The 20,681-nt window shown below is 63.4% G+C and carries 17 protein-coding genes; 12 read left to right on the forward strand and 5 right to left on the reverse strand.

Features of this window, described 5'->3' with window-relative positions; genetic code table 11:
• Positions 1-87: 87 nt before the first annotated feature.
• From EB231_RS19510 to EB231_RS19520, 3 genes are all read left to right on the forward strand, one after another.
• A complete protein-coding gene (locus EB231_RS19510) occupies positions 88-2,100 on the forward strand; it encodes an acetyl-CoA carboxylase biotin carboxylase subunit (protein WP_172350299.1) in 2,013 nt (670 codons plus the stop codon).
• 118 nt (positions 2,101-2,218) lie between these two features.
• Positions 2,219-5,746, forward strand: coding sequence for a DNA polymerase III subunit alpha (dnaE, locus tag EB231_RS19515; RefSeq protein WP_172350300.1), 3,528 nt, complete (start codon positions 2,219-2,221; stop codon positions 5,744-5,746).
• A gap of 67 nt (positions 5,747-5,813) precedes the next feature.
• The gene (locus EB231_RS19520; protein ID WP_172350301.1) at positions 5,814-6,617 is read left to right on the forward strand and encodes an ion channel; all 804 of its coding nucleotides are present in this window, start codon (positions 5,814-5,816) and stop codon (positions 6,615-6,617) included.
• A 26-nt stretch (positions 6,618-6,643) separates the two neighbouring features.
• Here EB231_RS19520 and EB231_RS19525 read toward each other — a convergent pair whose 3' ends face one another.
• Positions 6,644-7,525 (reverse strand): DMT family transporter, encoded by an 882-nt coding sequence (locus EB231_RS19525; protein WP_172350302.1) that lies wholly within the window; start codon positions 7,523-7,525, stop codon positions 6,644-6,646.
• Between the two features lie 175 nt (positions 7,526-7,700).
• Here EB231_RS19525 and EB231_RS19530 point away from each other — a divergent pair, with 175 nt between their 5' ends.
• Positions 7,701-8,207, forward strand: a complete 507-nt coding sequence (locus EB231_RS19530; RefSeq protein WP_172350303.1) for a hypothetical protein — start codon at positions 7,701-7,703, stop codon at positions 8,205-8,207.
• 4 nt (positions 8,208-8,211) lie between these two features.
• Here the strand turns inward: EB231_RS19530 and EB231_RS19535 are convergent, their stop codons facing one another.
• Positions 8,212-9,540: a DNA polymerase IV gene (locus EB231_RS19535; protein WP_172350304.1), complete on the reverse strand. Its 1,329-nt coding sequence runs from the start codon at positions 9,538-9,540 to the stop codon at positions 8,212-8,214.
• 66 nt (positions 9,541-9,606) lie between these two features.
• Here EB231_RS19535 and EB231_RS19540 point away from each other — a divergent pair, with 66 nt between their 5' ends.
• Together EB231_RS19540 and EB231_RS19545 are read left to right on the forward strand one after the other, a co-directional pair.
• Entirely contained in the window at positions 9,607-10,194 is a 588-nt protein-coding gene (locus EB231_RS19540; protein ID WP_172350305.1) for a GNAT family N-acetyltransferase, read from the forward strand.
• A gap of 84 nt (positions 10,195-10,278) precedes the next feature.
• On the forward strand, positions 10,279-11,832 hold the full coding sequence (locus tag EB231_RS19545) for a hypothetical protein (protein ID WP_172350306.1): 1,554 nt from the start codon (positions 10,279-10,281) through the stop codon (positions 11,830-11,832).
• Between the two features lie 39 nt (positions 11,833-11,871).
• Here EB231_RS19545 and EB231_RS19550 read toward each other — a convergent pair whose 3' ends face one another.
• Positions 11,872-12,525 (reverse strand): hypothetical protein, encoded by a 654-nt coding sequence (locus EB231_RS19550; RefSeq protein ID WP_172350307.1) that lies wholly within the window; start codon positions 12,523-12,525, stop codon positions 11,872-11,874.
• Positions 12,522-12,821 (reverse strand): DUF3572 domain-containing protein, encoded by a 300-nt coding sequence (locus tag EB231_RS19555; protein ID WP_027052046.1) that lies wholly within the window; start codon positions 12,819-12,821, stop codon positions 12,522-12,524. The genes EB231_RS19550 and EB231_RS19555 overlap by 4 nt, the downstream gene beginning before the upstream one ends.
• 202 nt (positions 12,822-13,023) lie before the next feature.
• On the opposite strand from EB231_RS19555, the gene EB231_RS19560 reads away from it, so the two are divergent.
• From EB231_RS19560 to EB231_RS19570, 3 genes are all read left to right on the forward strand, one after another.
• The gene (locus EB231_RS19560) at positions 13,024-13,440 is read left to right on the forward strand and encodes a response regulator (RefSeq protein ID WP_275451165.1); all 417 of its coding nucleotides are present in this window, start codon (positions 13,024-13,026) and stop codon (positions 13,438-13,440) included.
• A 33-nt stretch (positions 13,441-13,473) separates the two neighbouring features.
• Positions 13,474-14,847 (forward strand): PleD family two-component system response regulator, encoded by a 1,374-nt coding sequence (locus tag EB231_RS19565; RefSeq protein ID WP_172350308.1) that lies wholly within the window; start codon positions 13,474-13,476, stop codon positions 14,845-14,847.
• Between the two features lie 522 nt (positions 14,848-15,369).
• On the forward strand, positions 15,370-16,860 hold the full coding sequence (locus EB231_RS19570) for an FAD-dependent monooxygenase (protein ID WP_206681847.1): 1,491 nt from the start codon (positions 15,370-15,372) through the stop codon (positions 16,858-16,860).
• A gap of 7 nt (positions 16,861-16,867) precedes the next feature.
• Here EB231_RS19570 and EB231_RS19575 read toward each other — a convergent pair whose 3' ends face one another.
• On the reverse strand, positions 16,868-17,815 hold the full coding sequence (locus tag EB231_RS19575; protein WP_172350310.1) for a GlxA family transcriptional regulator: 948 nt from the start codon (positions 17,813-17,815) through the stop codon (positions 16,868-16,870).
• Positions 17,816-17,905: 90 nt separating this feature from the next.
• Here EB231_RS19575 and EB231_RS19580 point away from each other — a divergent pair, with 90 nt between their 5' ends.
• From EB231_RS19580 to EB231_RS19590, 3 genes are all read left to right on the forward strand, one after another.
• Positions 17,906-18,607, forward strand: a complete 702-nt coding sequence (locus tag EB231_RS19580; RefSeq protein WP_172350311.1) for a DJ-1/PfpI family protein — start codon at positions 17,906-17,908, stop codon at positions 18,605-18,607.
• A 132-nt stretch (positions 18,608-18,739) separates the two neighbouring features.
• Positions 18,740-19,474 carry a FadR/GntR family transcriptional regulator gene (locus EB231_RS19585; protein WP_172350312.1) on the forward strand — a complete coding sequence of 245 codons (735 nt, stop codon included), beginning with the start codon at positions 18,740-18,742 and terminating at the stop codon, positions 19,472-19,474.
• Positions 19,471-20,658: a PLP-dependent transferase gene (locus EB231_RS19590; protein WP_172350313.1), complete on the forward strand. Its 1,188-nt coding sequence runs from the start codon at positions 19,471-19,473 to the stop codon at positions 20,656-20,658. Before EB231_RS19585 ends, EB231_RS19590 begins: the two co-directional genes overlap by 4 nt.
• The last annotated feature ends 23 nt before the right edge of the window (positions 20,659-20,681 follow it).

Genomic DNA, 20,681 nt, shown 5'->3' on the forward strand with positions numbered 1-20,681 from the left:
TTGAAAGGCAGTGATTTGCATGGTCGGCTTGACCCCGCAAGCACAGGCCATAAAAGGAACGACCGACCGGAGGGGAACGACCTCAGCATGTTCACGAAAATCCTGATCGCCAATCGTGGCGAGATCGCCTGTCGCGTCATCAAGACGGCGCGCAAGATGGGCATTGCCACGGTTGCCGTCTATTCCGATGCCGACCGCGATGCGGTTCATGTCGAAATGGCCGACGAGGCGGTGCATATCGGGCCGTCGCCCGCAGCGCAAAGCTATCTTGTCCCTGAGAAGATCATCGCCGCGTGCAAGGAGACTGGGGCTCAGGCCGTGCATCCAGGCTACGGCTTCCTGTCCGAACGGGCGGCCTTCTGCGAAGCGCTGGAAGCGGAAGGCATCGTCTTCATCGGCCCGAAGCCCAAGGCCATCAAGGCGATGGGTGACAAGATCGAATCGAAGAAATTCGCCAACGCCGCCAAGGTTTCGACGGTGCCCGGCTGGCTCGGCGTCATCGAGAATGCCGACCATGCTGAAAAGATCGCTGGCGAGATCGGCTATCCCGTGATGATCAAGGCCTCGGCCGGCGGCGGCGGCAAGGGCATGCGCATCGCCTGGAACCAATTGGAAGTGCGCGACGGGTTCGACCGGGCGCGATCGGAAGCCAAGAGTTCATTCGGCGATGACCGCGTGTTCATCGAAAAATTCGTCGTCGATCCGCGCCATATCGAGATCCAGGTGCTGGCCGACGCGCATGGCAACGCGCTCTATCTCGGTGAGCGCGAATGCTCGATTCAGCGCCGCAACCAGAAGGTGGCCGAGGAGGCGCCGTCACCATTTCTCGATGCCAAGACGCGCAAGGCCATGGGCGAGCAGTCGGTGGCGCTGGCCAGGGCCGTCGATTATCAGAGCGCCGGCACGGTCGAGTTCATCGTCGACAAGGACAAGAACTTCTATTTCCTTGAAATGAATACACGATTGCAGGTCGAACATCCGGTGACCGAGCTCGTCACCGGTATCGATCTGGTCGAACAGATGATCCGCGTTGCCGCAGGCGAAAAGCTTGGTCTGAAGCAAGGCGACATCAAGCTGAATGGCTGGGCGGTGGAAAGCCGGCTCTATGCCGAGGACCCCTATCGCAATTTCCTGCCGTCGATCGGCCGGCTGACCCGCTATCGGCCGCCGGAGGAGGGGCAGTTTGGCGATGTCGTCATCCGCAACGACACCGGCGTCACCGAAGGCTCGGAGATTTCGATGTTCTACGACCCGATGCTCGCCAAGCTGTGTACCTGGGCGCCGACGCGCATCGAGGCGATCGATGCCATGTCGGAAGCGCTGGACAGTTTTGTGGTCGAAGGCATCGAGCACAATATCCCGTTCCTGGCGGCGCTGATGCAGCATCCGCGCTGGCGGGAAGGGGCGATTTCGACCGGCTTCATAGCCGAGGAATATCCCGACGGTTTTGCCCCTGTCGTGCCGAACAGCGAGGAAGAGGCCGTGCTGGCATCAATCGCCACCGCCACGGAATTGTTGCGCCGCGACAGGCTCGACCGGCTGGGCGGGCGGCTGGCGCCGCATTCGGGCGCCCTCAAGCGCGACTGGGTGGTGAAGATCGGCGATGACTATCTCCAGGCGTCCATCCTGGAAGGCATGATTTCGATCCCAATGGAGATCGACCTGTCGATCGAGGGCGGCAAGGCGCTGACCGTTTCGTCCGACTGGCGGCCGGGCGACCTGATCTGGCGCGGCACGGTCGGCAAGCGCAGGGTTGTCGCCCAGATCCGGCCTGTCGCCAACGGTCTTCGCATCGCCTGGAAAGGCATGTCGGTGACCGCCCGCGCCATGCTGCCGCGCACCGCCGAGCTGGAACGGCTGATGCCGGAGAAGGTGGCGCCGGACACGTCGAACCTGCTGCTTTGCCCGATGCCCGGCCTCGTCGTGTCGATCGCCGTTACCGAAGGCCAGGAGGTCAAGGCCGGCGAGACGCTTGCCGTGGTCGAGGCGATGAAGATGGAAAACGTGCTGCGTGCGGAACGCGATCTCGTTGTGTCCAAGCTCAACGCCAAGCCCGGCGACAGCCTGGCTGTGGACGCGGTGATCATGGAATTCGCTTGAGCAAGTCGCGCAGGGGCGCGGAAGCCTGTGGTTGTCGGTCGTTTGTGCTGGACTGGTATCGCCCTGTCCCGGACAATACATCCTCACCGACTCAAAGCCTTCGACAGCGCGAGAAACCATGGCGGATGACAGACTTCCACGCGACCCCCTGAAGCGCGAAGCCGCGATCGCGGCCGCGCGGCCGGAGGTACCGGCGCGGCCGTTCGTCCATCTGCGCGTGCATTCGGCCTATTCGCTGCTCGAGGGTGCGCTCCAGCTTGGCAAGATCGTTGGCCACGCCGTGAAAGACGAAGCGCCGGCCATCGCGGTCACCGACACCAACAATCTGTTCGGTGCGCTGGAGTTCGCGCAGAAGGCGGTCAAGGACGGTATCCAGCCGATCATCGGCTGCCAGATCGCGCTCGCCTTTTCCGGCGAGAACGCAGACGGCCAGCGTGATCGCCGCCGCCAAGGCCCGGAAATGCGGCCGGTCGTCCTGCTCGCCGCGACCGAGGCCGGCTATTCCAATCTGGTTCGGCTGGTCAGCGGCGTCTACCTGGAAACACCGCCCGGCGAGGCGGTGCATCTGACCACCGAGACGTTGACTGGACAGAGCGATGGGCTGATCTGCCTCAGCGGCGGACCGCGCGGCCCGATCGGTAACGCCTTGAAGGAGGATCGCCGCGATCTGGCCGAGACGCGGCTTTTGACGCTGAAGGCGCTGTTCGGCGACCGGCTCTATGTCGAATTGGATCGCGTTGCGGGCTACGACCGGGTCATCGAACATCAGACGATCGATCTCGCCTATGCGCACGAACTTCCGCTCGTTGCCACCAACGAGGCATTTTTCTCGTCGCGCGACGACTATGAGGCGCATGACGCTCTGATCGCCATCGCCGAGGGCACCGTCGTTGCCGTCGATAACAGACGCCGGCTGTCGCCGGACAATTTCCTGCGCAGCCAGGCCGATATGGCAAAGCTGTTCGCCGACCTGCCGGAAGCGATCGACAACACCGTCGAGATCGCGCTGCGCTGCTCGTACTATCCAAAGAACCGCAGCCCGATCCTGCCGCGCTTCACCGGCGGCGATGCCTCCGACAAGGACGCGGCCGAAAAGGCCGAGGCCGCGGAGCTCGCCCGCCAGGCGCGCGAGGGGCTCGACGCGCGGCTTGCCCTGCACGGACCGACACCGGGCTACACGGTCGAGCAGTATCGCGAGCGGCTCGAATTCGAGCTCGGCATCATCGAGAAGATGAAATTCCCCGGCTACTTCCTGATCGTTGCCGACTTTATCAAATGGGCCAAGGCGCAAGGCATTCCGGTCGGGCCGGGCCGTGGTTCGGGCGCCGGATCGCTGGTCGCCTATTCAACGACCATCACCGACATCGATCCCCTGCGTTTCTCGCTGCTGTTCGAGCGCTTCCTCAATCCGGACCGCGTGTCGATGCCCGACTTCGACATCGACTTCTGCCAGGATCGCCGCGAAGAGGTGATCCGCTACGTCCAGCAGAAATACGGCCGCGACCAGGTCGGCCAGATCATCACCTTCGGTACGCTGCAGGCCCGCGCCGTGCTGCGCGACGTCGGCCGCGTGCTGCAGATGCCCTATGGCCAGGTCGACAAGCTGTCGAAGATGGTGCCGCAGAACCCGGCCAATCCGGTCAAGCTCGCCGACGCCATCGCCAATGAGCCGCGCTTTGCCGAAGAGGCGGAGAAGGAGCCGATCGTCCAGACGCTGCTCGACATGGCGCAGAAGCTGGAAGGGCTCTATCGCCACGCCTCGACACACGCCGCCGGCATCGTCATCGGCGATCGGCCTTTGTCGGAGCTGGTGCCGATGTACCGCGATCCGCGCTCGGACATGCCGGTCACCCAGTTCAACATGAAATATGTCGAGCAGGCCGGCTTGGTGAAGTTCGACTTCCTCGGCCTGAAGACGCTGACCGTGCTGGAGACGGCGGTAAAACTGATCCGCCGCCGTGGCATCGACATCGATCTGGCGACGATCCCGCTCGACGACCCCGACACCTATGCCATGCTGTCGCGCGGCGAGGTGGTCGGCGTGTTCCAGGTGGAAAGTGCCGGCATGCGTAAGGCGCTTATCGGCATGCGGCCCGACTGCATCGAGGACATCATCGCGCTGGTCGCGCTTTACCGGCCGGGCCCGATGGAGAACATCCCGACCTACAACGCCAGAAAGCATGGCGAGGAGGAGATGGCCTCGATCCACCCCAAGATCGACCATCTGGTGAAGGAGACGCAAGGCGTCATCGTCTACCAGGAACAGGTGATGCAGATCGCGCAGGAGCTGTCCGGCTATTCGCTCGGTGAAGCCGACCTTCTGCGCCGCGCCATGGGCAAGAAGATCCGCGCCGAGATGGACAAGCAGCGTGAGCGCTTCGTCACTGGCGCTGTCGAGCGTGGCGTCAGCAAACCGCAAGCTGACTTCATTTTCGACCTGTTGGCCAAGTTCGCCGATTATGGTTTCAACAAATCGCACGCCGCCGCCTACGCCGTGGTCTCGTATCAGACCGCCTATCTCAAGGCGCACTATCCGGTCGAGTTCCTGGCGGCATCGATGACGCTCGACATGGGCAACACCGACAAGCTCGCCGATTTCCGCCAGGATGCGCTGCGTCTCGGCATCGAGGTTCTGGCGCCGTCGGTAATGACGAGTTTTCGGCCTTTCGAGGTCGGTGAAAACCGCATCTACTATTCGATGGCCGCGCTCAAGGGCGTCGGCGACGCGGCGGTCGAGCACATCGTTGCTGTCCGTGGCGAGAAGCCGTTCAAGAACCTCGCCGATTTCTGCGAGCGGGTCGATCCCAAGATCGTCGGCAAGCGTGTCTTCGAAAGCCTGATCATGGCCGGCGCGCTCGACTGTTTCGGGCATGACCGGGCGCAGATGATGGCTGGTGTCGAACGGATGATGGGGCTGGCATCGTTGGCGCAGCAGAATGCCGTTTCCGGCCAGGCCGATATTTTCGGCGCCTCGCTCGGCGCGCAGTCGCAGGCGCTCAACCTGCCGGCGACGGATCCGTGGCTCGCCGCCGACCGGCTGCACCGCGAATTCCAGGTTGTCGGCTTCTATCTCTCTGCCCACCCGCTCGACGAATACAAGGCGGCGCTGCAGAAGATGCGCGTGCAGAACTGGGCGGAGTTCTCAGCCGCCGTCAAGCGCGGCGCTTCTGCCGGCCGCCTGGCCGGCACGGTGACCAGCAAGCAGGAGCGCAAGACGCGAACCGGCAACAAGATGGGCGTGGTGGCCTTTTCCGACACTTCCGGCCAGTACGAGGCCGTGCTGTTTTCGGAAGGATTGGCACAGTATCGCGACCTTCTGGAAGCCGGCCGCTCCGTCGTCATCACTGTGGCGGCGGAGGACAGGCCCGAGGGCGTCAATTTGCGCATCAACTCGGTCCAGTCCCTGGAGGACGAGGCAAGCCGCATCCAGAAGGCGCTGCGCATTTTCGTCAGGAACGATGGTCCCGCCTCAATTATCCAATCCCAACTCACCCAGCGTGGCGAGAGCCAGGTGAGCATTATCGTGATCAAGGAAGAGGCGCAGGGCGAGGTCGAGATCGCCTTGCAGGGCGGCTACCGCGTCTCGCCGCAGATTGCCTCGGCGATGCGCGCCGTGCCCGGCGTGGTGGAAGTGGAATTGGTGTGACCGCCGCCCTTGGCAGGCGGTGGCGATCCTGCGGGTGGCATCTGCCGCTCACGCAATCGCGATCCGCATGAAGACCCCCGACAAGGATTCATCCCCGGATCTTTCCGCAATTGCGAGCCTGCGCGACACGCTGCGCAGGCTCTACCATGGGCGCACGCCGGCGGCTTTCCGGTTCCAGCTGGCGGCAATCGTCATCGATCTGGCAATCATCGCCTTCTTCATCGCGACACCCGTCATCCAGCAATCGGCTTCGTTCCTGTGGCTGGATTATGCGGTGGCGGTGCTCGTCGGCGTCGACCTGATCGCCAGGTTGCTGGCCTCCAACGACATGCTGCGCCTGATGAGGCAGCCGACCTCCTGGGTGGATGTCTTCATCCTTTTGACCCTGCTGATGCCGACAGCGCTCGCCAATCTCGGTTTCCTGCGCATCCTGCGGCTGTGGTCATTGTCGCGCAGCGGTTCGATCTGGCGGCATTTCGAGATGCGTGGCCTGCGCCCCTGGCGGGAGGCGAGCCAAGCGGTCATCAACCTTTTGACCTTTCTCTTTGTCATCACCGGCTTCGTCTATACCTTCTTCTTCCGCAACGGAGCCGGGCTGGAAAACTACATCGACGCGCTTTATTTCACCGTCGCCACGGTGACCACGACCGGTTTCGGCGACATCGTGCTGCCGGGCATGGCCGGCAAGCTGACCGCGATCGTCACCATGATCATCGGTATATCGCTGTTCGTCAGGCTGGCGCAGGCGATCTTCCGGCCCGCAAAAGTGTTCTTCCCCTGTCCGCAATGCGGGCTGCAGCGGCACGAACCGGACGCCGTGCATTGCAAGGCCTGCGGGCATGTTCTCAACATACCGGACGCAGGCGACTAGGCGCATGAATATTCAGGTGATGCCGGCTACGACGCCGCCACTTCAGCCGGCTCGACTGGCTTGCGCTGCAAATTGAGCAGATTGCCCATCAGGATGAGCAGCGCGCCACCGGCGGTGAAGGCGTCGATCTGCTCGTGATAAAGCAGCCAGCCAGCCAGCGCGGACAAGGGCACCCGCAGGAAATCCATCGGCGAAATGACGGTCGCGTCGGCATAGGTGAGCGCACGGGCCATGCAGAAATGTGATGACATGCCGGTGAAGGCGATCAGCACGATCCATGGCCAGAGTTCGAGTGAAGGGGTGCGCCATACGTAGAGCGCGGGGATGAGGCCGAGCGCCGATTGGATGATCAGCATCCAGAAAATGATGCGCACGACGGTGTCCGTGCGGGTCAGTGATTTGACCATGACCAACGATATGCCGAAACAGACCGCGGCGCCCAGCACGACGAGGTGTCCCGGATCGACAGAGCCGACGCCCGGGCGCACGATGACCACCACGCCGATCAGCCCGAGCACGACCGCCGCCAGTTTCGGCCGGCTCAACCGTTCGCCCAGAAAAGTCACCGCCAGGATCGCCGTCCAGATCGGGGTGGTGAATTCGATCGAGATCAGCACCGCCAGTGGAATCAGCGTTAGCGCGTAGAGCCATGCCGCCTGGCCGCTGTAGTGAACCACATTGCGGGCGATGTGGGCGAGGGGACGTTGCGTGCGCATCGCCGCAAAGCCGCCGCTTGTCAGCACCAGCGGCAGGAGAATCAGGAAGCCGATCACCGAGCGCAGTTCCAGCACCTGGAAGACATTGAGCTCGGCTGTCGTGGCGCGGCCGGCGATCGACATCCCCAGGAACGAGGTAACCGACAGCGCCATCCAGAACGCGGCCTTGGGGATCGAAGGGGTGGATTTCATGGCCGCTATCTCGCAGGCGGGAGCCTCTGCCGCAATTGCTAGCCGCTTGATTCTTCTGGACCAGTCGCGGCGACGTTGCAAACGGTCGCGTTGCCGACGGAACCTGATACGCCAAGGGGCGTTGAGTTGCAGTATTCACCCAAGTCTGCATGTCAGCCCGACGAGGAGAACTTCGATGATATCACCAGCGCGGTTCGCACTTGCCGGCTGTTTGCTGGTCGCGGCCAATGCGGCACATGCCGATGAGAGCAAGTTTCTCCAATCCTTCCAGGGGAGTTTTGCCGGCAACGGGACTGTCCAGGTGACGACGCAGGCGCCGACCGTCAGCGTTTCCTGCACCTTCAAATCGGATGCGACAGCGTCCTCGCTGTCGCTCGACGGCAACTGCCGCGGCCTCGTTGTGGTCACGCGTGCCATCAGCGCCCATCTGACAACCAGCAGTGCCAGATACAGCGGTGTCTATGTCGGATCGCGCACCGGTCCGGCTCAGCTCAACGGCAGCCGCTCCGGCAACGCGATCAATCTCGCCATCCGCTGGGCCAAGCTGGTCAATGGCGACCGCAGCGCGCAGCTGACGGTGCAGAAAAAGGGAGCCAATGGCATTCTACTGACCGTCACCGACCGCGATCCCAAAACCGGCAAGAACGTTGTGACCAGTCGCATCGATCTGAAGCGCACCTGACAGCTCATTCCTCGAGCGGCTCCGGCGGGTGGGCATCACGGCCCCTGCCGAATGTATAGCCGGTCTCCACCGCCTTGCGGCCGAACTTGTCGCGCAGCGCGTCGATCGCGCCTTCGGCCATGGCGCGTTTGCGCGACTGGACGTCAACCAGATCCGGCGGGTCGGCCTTGTCGTCATCTGAGAGGTCGCTGACGCCGATGCCGAGCAACCGAAATTTCGTCCCGTCCGTTTCCTTGCGCAGAAGCTCCACTCCGGTCGAGAAGATGCGGTCAGCGAGCCGGGTCGGGTCACCGAGCTGGCGATTACGCGTGCGCAGCTTGAAATCCTGGGTCTTCAGCTTCAGCACCACGGTGCGCCCGGCAATGCCTGACTTTTTCAGCCGCGCCGAGACCTTTTCCGAAAGGCCCCTCAGCACCGAGACCAGCTCTTCCAGCGACGCGATGTCGGTGTCAAAGGTGGTTTCGGCCGACACGCTCTTGGCGTCCTGGTCGGGATCGACGCGGCGGACGTCCTCGCCGCGCGAAAGCCGGTAGAGTCTATCACCCATCGCGCCATAGCGGCGCATCAGGTCGCCACGCTCCATCTTCTGAAGCTGGCCAATGGTGCGGATGCCGTCGCGCTCAAGCGTGGCGTTGAACGCCTTGCCGACGCCCCAGATCATCGTCACGGGCTGAGCCGCCAGGAAGCCGACCGCCTCGGCCTCGCCGATGACCGAAAAGCCGCGCGGCTTGCGGAAGTCCGACGCGATCTTGGCGAGGAATTTGCAGTAGGACAGGCCGGCCGAAACGGTGATGCCGATCTCCTTCTCGACGGCCAGCGCAAAGCGCGCCAGCACCACGGCCGGCGGCAGGCCGTGCAACCGTTCGGTGCCGGCGAGGTCGAGAAACGCCTCGTCGATCGACAGCGGTTCGACCAGCGGTGTCAGCGCCTGCATCATGGCGCGCACCTCACGGCCGACGCGCACGTATTTTTCCATGTCGGGCGGGATCACGACCGCCTCGGGGCAGGCCTCGAGCGCCTTGAACATCGGCATGGCGGAGCGCACGCCGCGGATGCGGGCGATGTAGCATGCGGTGGAGACGACCCCGCGCTTGCCGCCGCCGATGATCAGCGGTTTGTCCTTGAGCGCCGGGTTGTCGCGCTTTTCGATCGCCGCGTAGAAGGCGTCGCAATCGACATGGGCCAGATGCAGCCGGTAAAGCTCGGGATGGCGGGCAAGGCGAGGGCTGCCGCAGCGTTCGCAGCGGCGCGTCTCACTGCGCTGAAACGTCAGGCAGTCACGGCAAAAACCGTGATCGGGATTGTTGACAGGGGCCGCCATCACTGCGAACATAAAGAGAACAGAGGCAATGGTACGACAGTGCAAGGCCAGCGACAAGCTTGGCCTGGGGAGAACCGCATGAGCACGACCATAGTGCCGCTGGCGCCTGAGCTCTGGCCTGATTTCGAAGACCTTTTTGGCAAGCAGGGCGCCTGTTACGGCTGCTGGTGCACGCATTTCAGGCTGGCGCCGGCGGCGCGGCGCGAAAGCAGCCGCGAACGCAACAAGGACCATATCAAGGCACGCATCGAAGCCGGCCCGCCGCCCGGCCTGCTGGCCTTCGAGGACGGCAAGGCGGTTGGCTGGATGCAGATCGGGCCGCGCTACGACGTGCCCGAATGGAACAACAAGGGCAGGGGCTCTGCGCCGATCGACCCCGCCGACGCTTCAGATCCGGGCGTTTGGGCGATCTCCTGCTTTTTCATTCGCGCCAAAGCGCGCGGCAGGGGTATCACGCATCGCCTCGTTGAAGGCGGCATCGATTTCGCTCGCGGGAACGGTGCACGGCTTGTCGAGGCCTGCCCGATCGACCTGTCGCGCGATTCGCGTTCGATCGGCTTGTTCGTCGGCTCGTCAGGGGTGTTCGAGAAGGCCGGGTTCGAGAGGCTGGTCGAGCGCAAGGCGGGTCGACCGCTGATGCGGTTGGTGCTGGAGCCGGGCACCTGACCACCATCGTCTTGCAGTTGTGATGGTATTTCCCTACCAGACGTAGGAAACGATTTCTGCCCTTCGACCAAACGGAGAATTCCCGTGAACCGTGTGTTGCCAGTTGCCTTTACCGCGCTTGTGCTCAGCGCGCCCGCTTTCGGCCAGACCGTAGACAGCCAGGGCGCGAAGCAATTGTCCGATGACCTGTCCCGCTATGTCGGCAAGCAGGCGCTCGACAAGGGCATTCTGAAGATCTCGGTCGAAGGCGACGCCTACAAGATCGCGTTCGATCTCCAGGCGCTTGCGGCGACCTTTCCCGCAGAAGGAAAGGTGAAACTAGACTTCGCGCCCTACGCTTCGCTGGTCAAGCCGCGCAGCAATGGGACCTGGGATGTCTCGATGGATTTTTCGCAAAGCGGGTCCTTCGAGTTCAACGGGCCCGAGGGGCTGCAAAGCACGCAGTTTTCGATCAAGGACGGCAAGGGTTCCGGCGTCTACGATCCCAATCTGGCGGCCTTCATCAGCGGCGCCAGTTCGTTGGCCGGCATGACGATGGCATCGAAGGATGCCAAGCAGCAGATGGAGGCCAGCACTGGTGCCGGCACCGCGACCATTGCCGCCACCAAGGCCGCCAATGGCGGTGTTGATTTCACCACGTCGCAAAAAATTTCGAATTTTGTCGAGGTGATCAAATTCAATGATCCTGAGAGCGGGCTGAATTTCCCGGTCACCATCAAGTCGCCGGAATTGTCGGTGGAAGCCAGCGGCAAGGGCGTGCAGACCAGGCCGCTGCTCGACCTCCTGGCATTTGCCGTGGCCAATGAGGACGAGACGACGCTGAAGGCAAACCAGGCGCAACTGAAGTCACTTCTGCTCGCTGCGCTTCCGGTGTGGGAGCGCATCGACGGCACCTATGGCTTCAAGGATTTCGCCGTCGACAGCCCGATCGGCACTTTCGGGGCGACGCAGCTCAGCACCGTGTTCGGCAGCGACGGCGTTTCCCAGAACGGCAAGATCACCTACGGCATCAAGGCGTCGGGGTTGACCGTGCCGCAGCAGCTTTTGCCGAGCTGGAGCGTGGCGTTGCTGCCCACCGATATCGACCTCAATTTCGGCGGTGCCAATATCGATCTCGACAGCATGGCGAAGAAGGCGATCGAAGCCTTTGATCTCAATAAGAAGCCGCCGCTGTCGCCCGAGTTCGGCGACCAGCTCAAAGCCGACTTCCTGGCCAAGGCGCCGAAGGTCGTCATCGGCCACAGCACCGTGAAGAACAAGGACATGGAGATCGCGCTGGAAGGCGAGATGACAGGCTTCGGTGAAAAGCCCGACGCCAATCTTACGGTCGATGTCGCCGGCTTCGACAAGATCATGGCGCATCTGCAGGACGCCGCGAAGGCGGAGCCGGAACTGGGACAATACGTGCCCGTCGCTCTCATGGCCAAGGGTTTTGCCAAGACGCTGCCGGACGGCCGTCTGGAATGGGCTGTCAGCACCAAGGCCGACGGCTCGGTCACCGTCAACGGCGTCATGCTGAAGCCCGCCGATCCGGCGGTGGACGACAGCGTCGACGATGGGGACGGTGCGGACGATAGCGGCGGCGACGACAGTGGTGGCAGCGACAATGGCGGGTCAGGGGCGAAACTGAATCCTTGAGGGCTCAGCCCTCAAGCAATTTCAGGAAGGGGTCTAACGCTAGAGCCCCAGCGCGCCAGCGATCTTCGGCGCGGCTTCGTGCCAGTCCTGGACAACGATGACATCGTCCGGGACCGGCGGCAGGAACGCACGCAGCGAATTGTCGGCCATCAGGTGGAAAAGATTTGCGTCGGCGACCGATTCCCGTACCGACGCCAGATTGTGCGGCTGATCGTCGACGAAGACCACCGGCCGGCCGTTCTTGCCGCGCAGCTTGGCCACCGCCGGTCCCTTGGCCATCTCGGTGGTCAGCAGCGGATAGTCTAGGCCCAGGGCATCGAGATGGATGCGACGCACCGCACGATGCCTGTGCGGCATGGCCGTCAGCAGTATGATTTCCGCGCGGTTGCCAAGTCCTGCCAGGGCTTGCGCCGCGCCGTCGGTGATGCTCTGCCAATCGGCTTGCGCGTCGAAGAAATCGCCCAGAAGTGCCGTGACCTCGGGCTGTTCGATCAGCCGGCCGCTCGCCGTTTCGGCTATGTTGCCGGTCAGCCGGAAGGACGCCAGTGTCAGGCCATAGCCGCGCGACTTCAGGAAATGCGGGAAGGGGCGGATGAATTCGAGCACGACGTCGTCGACGTCGAGCACCAGCAGCGGCCGGTCGTCGGCCGCCAGTTCCTCGATCTGGCGGGCGGTCTCCGGATCATCGCTCATATGGAATGCTCATGGTTGTCGTCACCGAGCGGCAGGGCACGCAATGCCTTGCCGACGGCCGCCGGCGGCGTGCCGGTTTCCTCGGCAAAGCGCATCAGCGTCGGCTCGTGGGCAAGAATGAATTGCAGCACGCCGGCCAGGAAACCCGGCTCGCCCGCGGCCTTGCGGATCGAATGCGCCTCTATTCCGGTGATCGCCAGAAAACGCGGCAACAGCTCCGGGTCGGAGGCAACGAAGCCCAGCGCCTTCACGGCAATGGTTTCCGCCTCTTCGCGCATTGACGCCGCGTTTGCCATCACTACCTTCTGCAATGTGGAATGAGTCTCTCCGCAGTAATGGCAAGAATTGCTTGCGGCAAGCCTTTACAGCGCGGCGCGCCTTTTGGACGCGCAGTGAGGCGAAGTGGAATTCGCGCTGTTTTGCAGCCCGAGGGTTTCCGTTTCGTCAATCATATTGCCGTATAGTGAAGCAGGGTTTGGTGCGTTCAACCAGGGGCGCATGACGGCCACCTTCGAGCGGAAGGACGGCCGGGACGGGATGTCGATGCCTAAGAAGGTCATGATTGTCGAGGACAATGAGCTCAACATGAAGCTCTTTCGGGACCTCATAGAAGCGAGCGGCTACGAGACGGTGCGCACCCGCAATGGCCTGGAGGCGCTGGATCTGGCGCGCAAGCACCGGCCCGATCTTATCCTGATGGACATCCAGCTGCCCGAAGTGTCGGGGCTGGAAGTGACCAAATGGCTGAAGGAAGATGACGATCTGCACGTCATTCCGGTCATCGCGGTGACGGCCTTCGCCATGAAGGGCGATGAGGAACGCATCCGCCAGGGCGGCTGCGAGGCCTATATTTCGAAACCGATCTCGGTGCCGCGTTTCATCGAGACCATCAAATCCTATCTGGGCGATGCCTGATGTGCCCTTCCAGCCGAGCCGGAGCCTTGTGAAATGACCGCGCGGATCCTCGTCGTCGACGACATCCCTGCCAATGTGAGGCTGCTGGAGGTCCGGCTGCTGGCCGAATATTTCGAGGTGCTGACCGCCAGCAACGGGCCCGACGCGATCGAGACCTGCGAGAACGGCAAGGTCGATGTCGTGCTGCTCGACGTGATGATGCCCGACATGGACGGGTTCGAGGTCTGCCGCAGGCTTAAGAGCGATCCTGCGACGTCGCACATCCCGGTGGTGATGATCACCGCGCTCGACCAAGTGTCCGACCGTGTGCGCGGGCTGGAGGCCGGCGCGGACGATTTCCTGACCAAACCGGTCAACGACCTGCAGCTGATGACACGCGTGAAGAGCCTGGTCCGGTTGAAGTCGCTGACCGACGAGCTCCGGCTGCGGGCCTCGACGACGCGCAATATCGGCATCGAGGAACTGCTCAGCCGCAATTTCGCGTCCGAGGACACGACGCCGAAAGTGCTGTTGATCGATGAGCGCAAATCATCGGTCGAGCGCATCCAGAAGATGCTGCGCGACCGCGCCGATCTCGACGTGACCGGTGATCCGCATGCCGGGTTCTTCCAGGCGGCCGAAAATCCCTATGAATGCGTGATGATCTCGACGGCCTTTGCTGATTTCGATCCGCTTCGGCTCTGCTCGCAATTGCGCTCGCTCGACCGCACCCGTTTCGTCCCAATCATCCTTCTGGCGGAGGAGGGCGAGGAGGAGCGCATCATCCGCGGCCTCGAACTCGGCATCAACGACTATCTGATGCGGCCGATCGATCAGCAAGAACTGACGGCGCGGCTGCGCACGCAGGTGCGTCGCAAGCGCTACAACGACCAATTGCGCGCCAGCGTCACCCAGACCATCGAAATGGCGGTGACGGACGGCCTGACCGGGCTGCACAACCGCCGCTACCTCGACAGCCATCTGCAGACACTGTTCGACCGCGCCGTGGCGCGGCGCCGGCCGCTGTCGGTGATGATCACCGACCTCGACCGCTTCAAGTCGATCAACGACGCGCACGGCCATGATGGCGGCGACGAGGTGCTGCGGGAATTCGCCCGGCGGCTGCGCAAGAATGTCAGGGGTATCGACCTTGCCTGCCGTTTTGGTGGCGAGGAGTTCGTGGTGGTGATGCCGGACACTGATGGTGCGGTCGCCGAAAAAGTGGCCGAACGCATCCGCGCCGAAATCGCCCAGCAGCCCTTCGCCATCGGTACCGACGGCAAGACGATCGAGGTTACCGTCAGCGTTGGCGTGTCGTCGGTGCTGAAGGGTGTGGATACGGTGGCTGCGCTGATGAAGCGCGCCGATCTCGCGCTTTACGAAGCCAAGAGCGGCGGCCGCAACCGCGTCGTTGCCAAGGCGGCGTGACCCTGCGCGCCTGATTGTTCGGTCAATCCAACAAGGTTAGCTATTTACCTTAATCCAAGCGATTCGCGAGCCTTGGTTAAGAAACTGTTGATTTTCCTAAGCCCGTGCGCAAATGTGGAGGGGAAGACGAAGCCGGCGCGAGGGTAGATAGCCGGCTCGATCCCTGAAATACCCCATGATGCTCAGGTCCGCCGCATCTCCTGGGTCCGTGGGGTCGGCCGGCCGGCGCTGGCACATAGTGGCCTCCTCGTACCGCTGCCAACCGCCGACCGGCCCCCTTTGTTTCAAGACTGCGTAAAAGCCCCGAAAGGGGCTTTTTTCATGGGCGGGAAAATCTGAATAACGCTTACGCGGCTTCAACTGCGGCGGCGCGACTGCGCGCCGCCATTCTGAGCTGTCGTTCATCCAAGGCCAGGAGAGCACCTCTCTCTATTTCATACATATGGCGCACAAGGGGCTTGCGGCAAGACCCGCCTGTTTTCGTAAAACCGCGGCCTAAGCCAGCGGAAACGGGAGATGATAATGGGTGTTGTGTCGTCAGGAGGCGGTCGGGATCATGCTGTGGTCATCGTCGGGGCCGGTCCGACCGGGCTGATGCTGGCCGGCGAACTCGCTTTGGCCGGTATCGATGTCGCCATCGTCGAGCGGCGCCCGACCCAGGAGCTGGCCGGCTTGCGCGCGGGCGGCCTGCACGCACGCACCATCGAGGTTCTCGATCAGCGCGGAATTGCCGACCGGTTTCTCTCGCGCGGGCAGCGCTTCCCGACCGTCGGGTTCCACATGATCCGTTTGGACATCAGCGACTTTCCCAGCCGGCACAACTATCTGCTGGCGCTGCGACAAAACCATATCGAACGGATATTGGCCGACTGGATCGACGAGTTGGGGGTGCCAATCTATCGCGGGCAGGAAGTCACTGACTTCGCGCAGGATGATGACGGTGTCCACCTGGATTTGTCCGGCGGCCAACCCTTGAGGGCGCAATACCTCGTCGGCTGCGACGGAGGACGCAGCACGATCCGCAAGGCGGCGGGCATTGAGTTCGCCGGATGGGATCCGACGATGAGCTGGATGATCGCCGAGGTCGAGATGTCCAGGGAACCGGCATTGGGCTTTCGCAACGACGCCTACGGCATTCATGCGATAGGCAAGATCGAGGATAGCGACAGGGTGGGTGTCGTGCTGACCGAGAGGCAGCTGACCATCGGCGGCGAGCCGACGCTGAACGATCTCAGCGAGGCACTTGTCGCTGTCTACGGCACCGATTTCGGGGTCCACAGCCCGACCTGGCTCTCTCGCTTCACCGACATGACACGTCAGGCCGCCGCCTACCGCGACAGACGTGTCCTTCTGGCCGGCGACGCCGCGCACATTCATCCTCCGATGGGCGGGCAGGGGCTCAATATCGGCGTGCAGGACGCGGTCAATCTGGGATGGAAGCTGGCCCAGGTGGTCAAGCGGATCTCACCGGAAAGCTTGCTCGACACCTACCACGCCGAGCGCCATCCTGTCGCCGCCCGCGTGTTGCGCAACACCATGGCGCAGGTCGCGCTTCGCCGCACGGATGACCGCACCAAGGCCTTGAGCGATACGATGACCGAGTTGCTCGGCATGGAAGAGCCGCGCAAACGGATCGCCGCGGAGATGTCCGGCCTGGGTATCCGCTACGATCTCGGCGAGGGCCACCCGTTGCTTGGGCGGCGGATGCCCGACCTCGACCTTGTCACAGGCCGCGGTCCGGCGCGGGTCTTCAGCCTGCTGCACGATGCCCGGCCGGTGCTCCTCAACGTTGGTGAACCGGGCTGGCCGGACATTACGCCCTGGGCGGATCGGGTCCGCCAGATCGAGGCTGGATATGACGGCATCTGGGAGCTACCGGCCCTCGGGACGGTCGCCGCGCCCGATGCCGTCTTGATCCGGCCGGATGGATATGTGGCCTGGGTCGGGGCTGGAGCCCAAATGGGGTTGGCCGACGCGCTGACCGCTTGGTTCGGGCCGCCCACCGCGCGTTAGGCTTGCGTCAGAAGCGTTCGCGATAATCGCGCGGGTTTGTGCCGAGGACACGTAAAAAACCGCGCCGCATCGTCTCTTCCGATCCGAAGCCGCAGCGGCGGGCCGTCTGGTTGACGGCCTCGCCCCGTTCCAGCATCCGTCGCGCCGCCTCGATGCGGATCTCCTCGACCGCGCGCGCAGGCGTGCGGCCCGTTGCCTCCCGATAGTGCCTGGAGAAGCTGCGCGGGCTCATATTGGCGCGCTCGGCCAGGTTCGGCAGCGAAAGGTCGCCGTCCATATTGTCCTGGATCCAGCCATGCAGCCGGTCGAAGCGTTCGTCGCCTAGCTGCAGCTTGAGCGTCTGGCTGAACTGCGCCTGGCCACCGGGGCGCTTCAGGAAGACAACCAGTTCGCGCGCCACGGCAAGCGCCACGCGCCGGCCAAGGTCGGCCTCGACGAAGGAAAGGGCGAGATCGATGCCCGCCGTCACGCCTGCCGACGTCCACACATTGCCGTCACGGATGAAAATCGGATCGGGTTCGAGGCGGACCGCCGGAAAGCGCCGCGCGAATTCGGCGCAGCGTCCCCAGTGGGTAACGGCACGCCTGCCGTCGAGCAGGCCCGCCGTCGCCAGCAGCATGGCGCCACTGCAGACGGAGGCTGTTCGCGTGGCGTCGTGCGAGCGGCCGGTCACCCAATCGATCAGCCCGGGGTCCTCACAGGCCGCGTTGACGCCCCATCCACCAGGCACGATCAGCGTGTCGATCCCTGGCCCGTGTGCCGGCAACGCCGCCGCCTCCAGCGCGAGACCGGCCGATGTCCTGATCCGCGGCGAGGCGGCGACGACCGTGACCTCGTAGGGGGCGGCTTCGCCGGTCTGCGTCCTGAAATCGTTGGCGCTGGCGAAGACCTGAAGCGGTCCGCTGACATCGAGGAGCTGGACATCGGGATAGGCAAGGATTTCGATACGGCGCATGGCGATTTTTGGCTTGAAACGAGGGGTGATTGGCGATCGTGCCAAAGCATGGTGCCTTAGATTGGCCGGAGTCAACCTATGGAGAGTTCCATGACCCTTCGCTTCGGCATCCTCGTCTTCCCCAATGTCCAGCAGCTCGACCTCACCGGCCCTTATGAAGTCCTGGCATCGGCAAAGAGCGCCGAGGTGGAATTGATCTGGAAGGATCGCAATCCGGTGATGTCGTCGACGCGACTGTGCCTGAGTCCGACGGCGACCTTTGACGATTGCCCTCCTCTCGATGTGCTGTGCATTCCGGGTGGAGGCGGCGTCAACGCGCTGCTGGAGGATCAGGCCGTGCTCGACTTCGTGCGGGAGCGCGCGGCTCAGGCCCGCTACGTCACCTCGGTGTGCAGCGGTGCCCTGGTGCTGGGTGCAGCCGGCCTGCTCAAAGGCAAGCGGGCGACGACGCATTGGTACGCGCATGATTTCCTCGCCGAGTTCGGTGCCATCCCAGTCGACGAGCGAATTGTCGAGGACGGAAACTTGATAACCGCGGGCGGCGTCACCTCGGGGATCGACTTCGGCCTCGCCCTTGTCGCCAGGTTTCTCGGTCAGGCCGAGGCCGAAACGGTGCAGCTCTCGCTCGAATACGCCCCGGCGCCTCCGTTCCAATCGGGCACGCCCGCACAGGCTTCGCCTTCCGTGCTGGCGGAAGCAAAGGAGCGGCTCGCAGGTTCAAGGCGGGTTCGCGAGGCCATGTTCGCGCGCTGGCGCGCCACCACCGCCACGCCGGCGCGAAGCCACGCTTGAGCTGACGGGCCGAACGCGCGCCATGGCGCGCGCGTTCGGTCTGTCCCCGTTTCGGCTGTTGACACATCTCTCCGTCTGTGCAGAAATTGGTTGGACCATTGGACCACTTGTGCATCGCTTCGGGGAGGAAGTGTGGACCAGAACAGCCTGCCACCCATTCAGACGACGGCGCGTGATGACGCTGTGCTGAAGGCATTGGTGGGCTTTGTTCGCGCCGAAGCCTTGCAGCCCGGCGAGCGGCTTCCGACCGAGCGTATCCTGGCCGAGCGGCTGAAGGTCAGCCGCAACACGGTGCGCGAGGCGCTGACGCGGTGGGAAGGGCTTGGCCTGGTCGAGCGCCGGCAAGGCAGCGGCACTTATCTCAAGGCGGCTGTGTCGCCCGACATGCTGCATATGCCGCTGACGCTGGCGGGCGGCAACGACTTCACCAGCCTGATGCAAACGCTTGAAATCCGCCGCGCGCTGGAGGCGGAGGCCGCGGCTCTCTGCGCCGAGCGGGCGAGCCCGGCCGACATCGCCGAGATCGAGCGCAAGCTCGACATCATGGAGCAGGCATTCCGTACCCGCGACGGCATGTCGTCTGAAGAGGACTGGGAGTTCCACCAGGCGGTCTACCGCGTCTCCGGCAATCCGCTGTTCGAACAGATCATCGCCGCCATGCACGAGCTGTTCCATCGTTTCTGGGAGCATCCGCTGGGCGTGCGCGATTTCGGTCACGCCAGCTTTCCCTACCACCGCACCATCTATGAGCGCATCGCCGCGCGCGACCCGCAGGGGGCCCGCGCCGAGGCACTCAAGCTGATCGCCACCGTCGAGGACGATCTCAAGCGCGGTGCCGCCAAACTCAAACTTCCGAGCCAGACATGAACGAGCATCCGAGCGGTTTCGATCACGATTATCTTGCCGAGGCGGCGACACTGCTGGCGCATGACGAACCGTTCCCCGGTGGCGCGGTGGTGCCGCCGATCTACCAGACCTCGCTGTTCACCTTCGCCAATTATGCCGAGATGGCCGACACCTTTGCCGGCAAGCGAAGGCAGCCGATCTATTCGCGCGGCGACAATCCGACGGTAATGGAATTCGAGGCGCGTGTTGCCGCCCTTGAGGGCGCCGAGGCCGCGCGCGGCTTTTCCAGCGGCATGGCGGCGATCAGCGCCACGGTGCTTGCCTTTGTCGGGGCGGGCGAGCGCATCGTGGCCGTGCGGAACTGCTACGGCGATGCCTACCGGCTGTTCGAACGGCTTTTGCCACGGCTCAACATCAAGGTCGATTACGTCGACGGTTCCGATCCCGATGCGGTGGCGGCGGCACTTCCCGGCGCCAAGCTGCTCTATCTGGAAAGTCCGACCTCGATGATGTTCGAGCTGCAGGATCTGCCGCATCTGACCCGGCTGGCCAAGGAGCAGGGCATCGTCACCACTATCGACAACTCCTGGGCGACGCCGGTTTTCCAGAAGCCGATCATGCATGGCGTCGACCTGGTGCTGCATTCAGCATCGAAATATCTCGGCGGCCACAGCGATACCGTCGCCGGCGTGGTGGCCGGCTCCGCAGCGCATATCAAGCACATCAACGAACAGACCTATTCCTATCTCGGCGGCAAGCTGTCGCCGTTCGAAGCATGGCTGCTGCTGCGCGGCCTGCGCACGCTGCCGCTGCGCCTGCCGCACCATATGAAGAGCGGGCTCACCATCGCCGAGCGGCTGAAGGCGCATGCCAATGTCGAGCGCGTCAACCATCCGGTTTATTCGAACCATCCGGGCAAGGCGACGCTGGCAGGCTATGCCGGTCTGTTCTCCTTCGAGGTGACGGACGATATCGACATCCCCGTCTTTGTCGATGCGCTGAAGTTTTTCCGCATCGGCGTCAGCTGGGGCGGGCATGAAAGCCTGGTCGTGCCGGCCAAGGCGTCGCTGGAGCAGACGCCGGGACTGAATTCGATGGCGCGCTTCGGCGTCAGCCCCCGAACCATCCGCTTCAATGTCGGATTGGAAAGTGTCGAAGACCTCTGGGCCGACGTCGCCCAGGCCTTCGAAAAAGCCAGAAAATAACAAGCGGGTTCAAAATGGGAGTC

The sequence above is a fragment of the Mesorhizobium sp. NZP2298 genome (assembly GCF_013170825.1).
GTDB lineage: Bacteria > Pseudomonadota > Alphaproteobacteria > Rhizobiales > Rhizobiaceae > Mesorhizobium.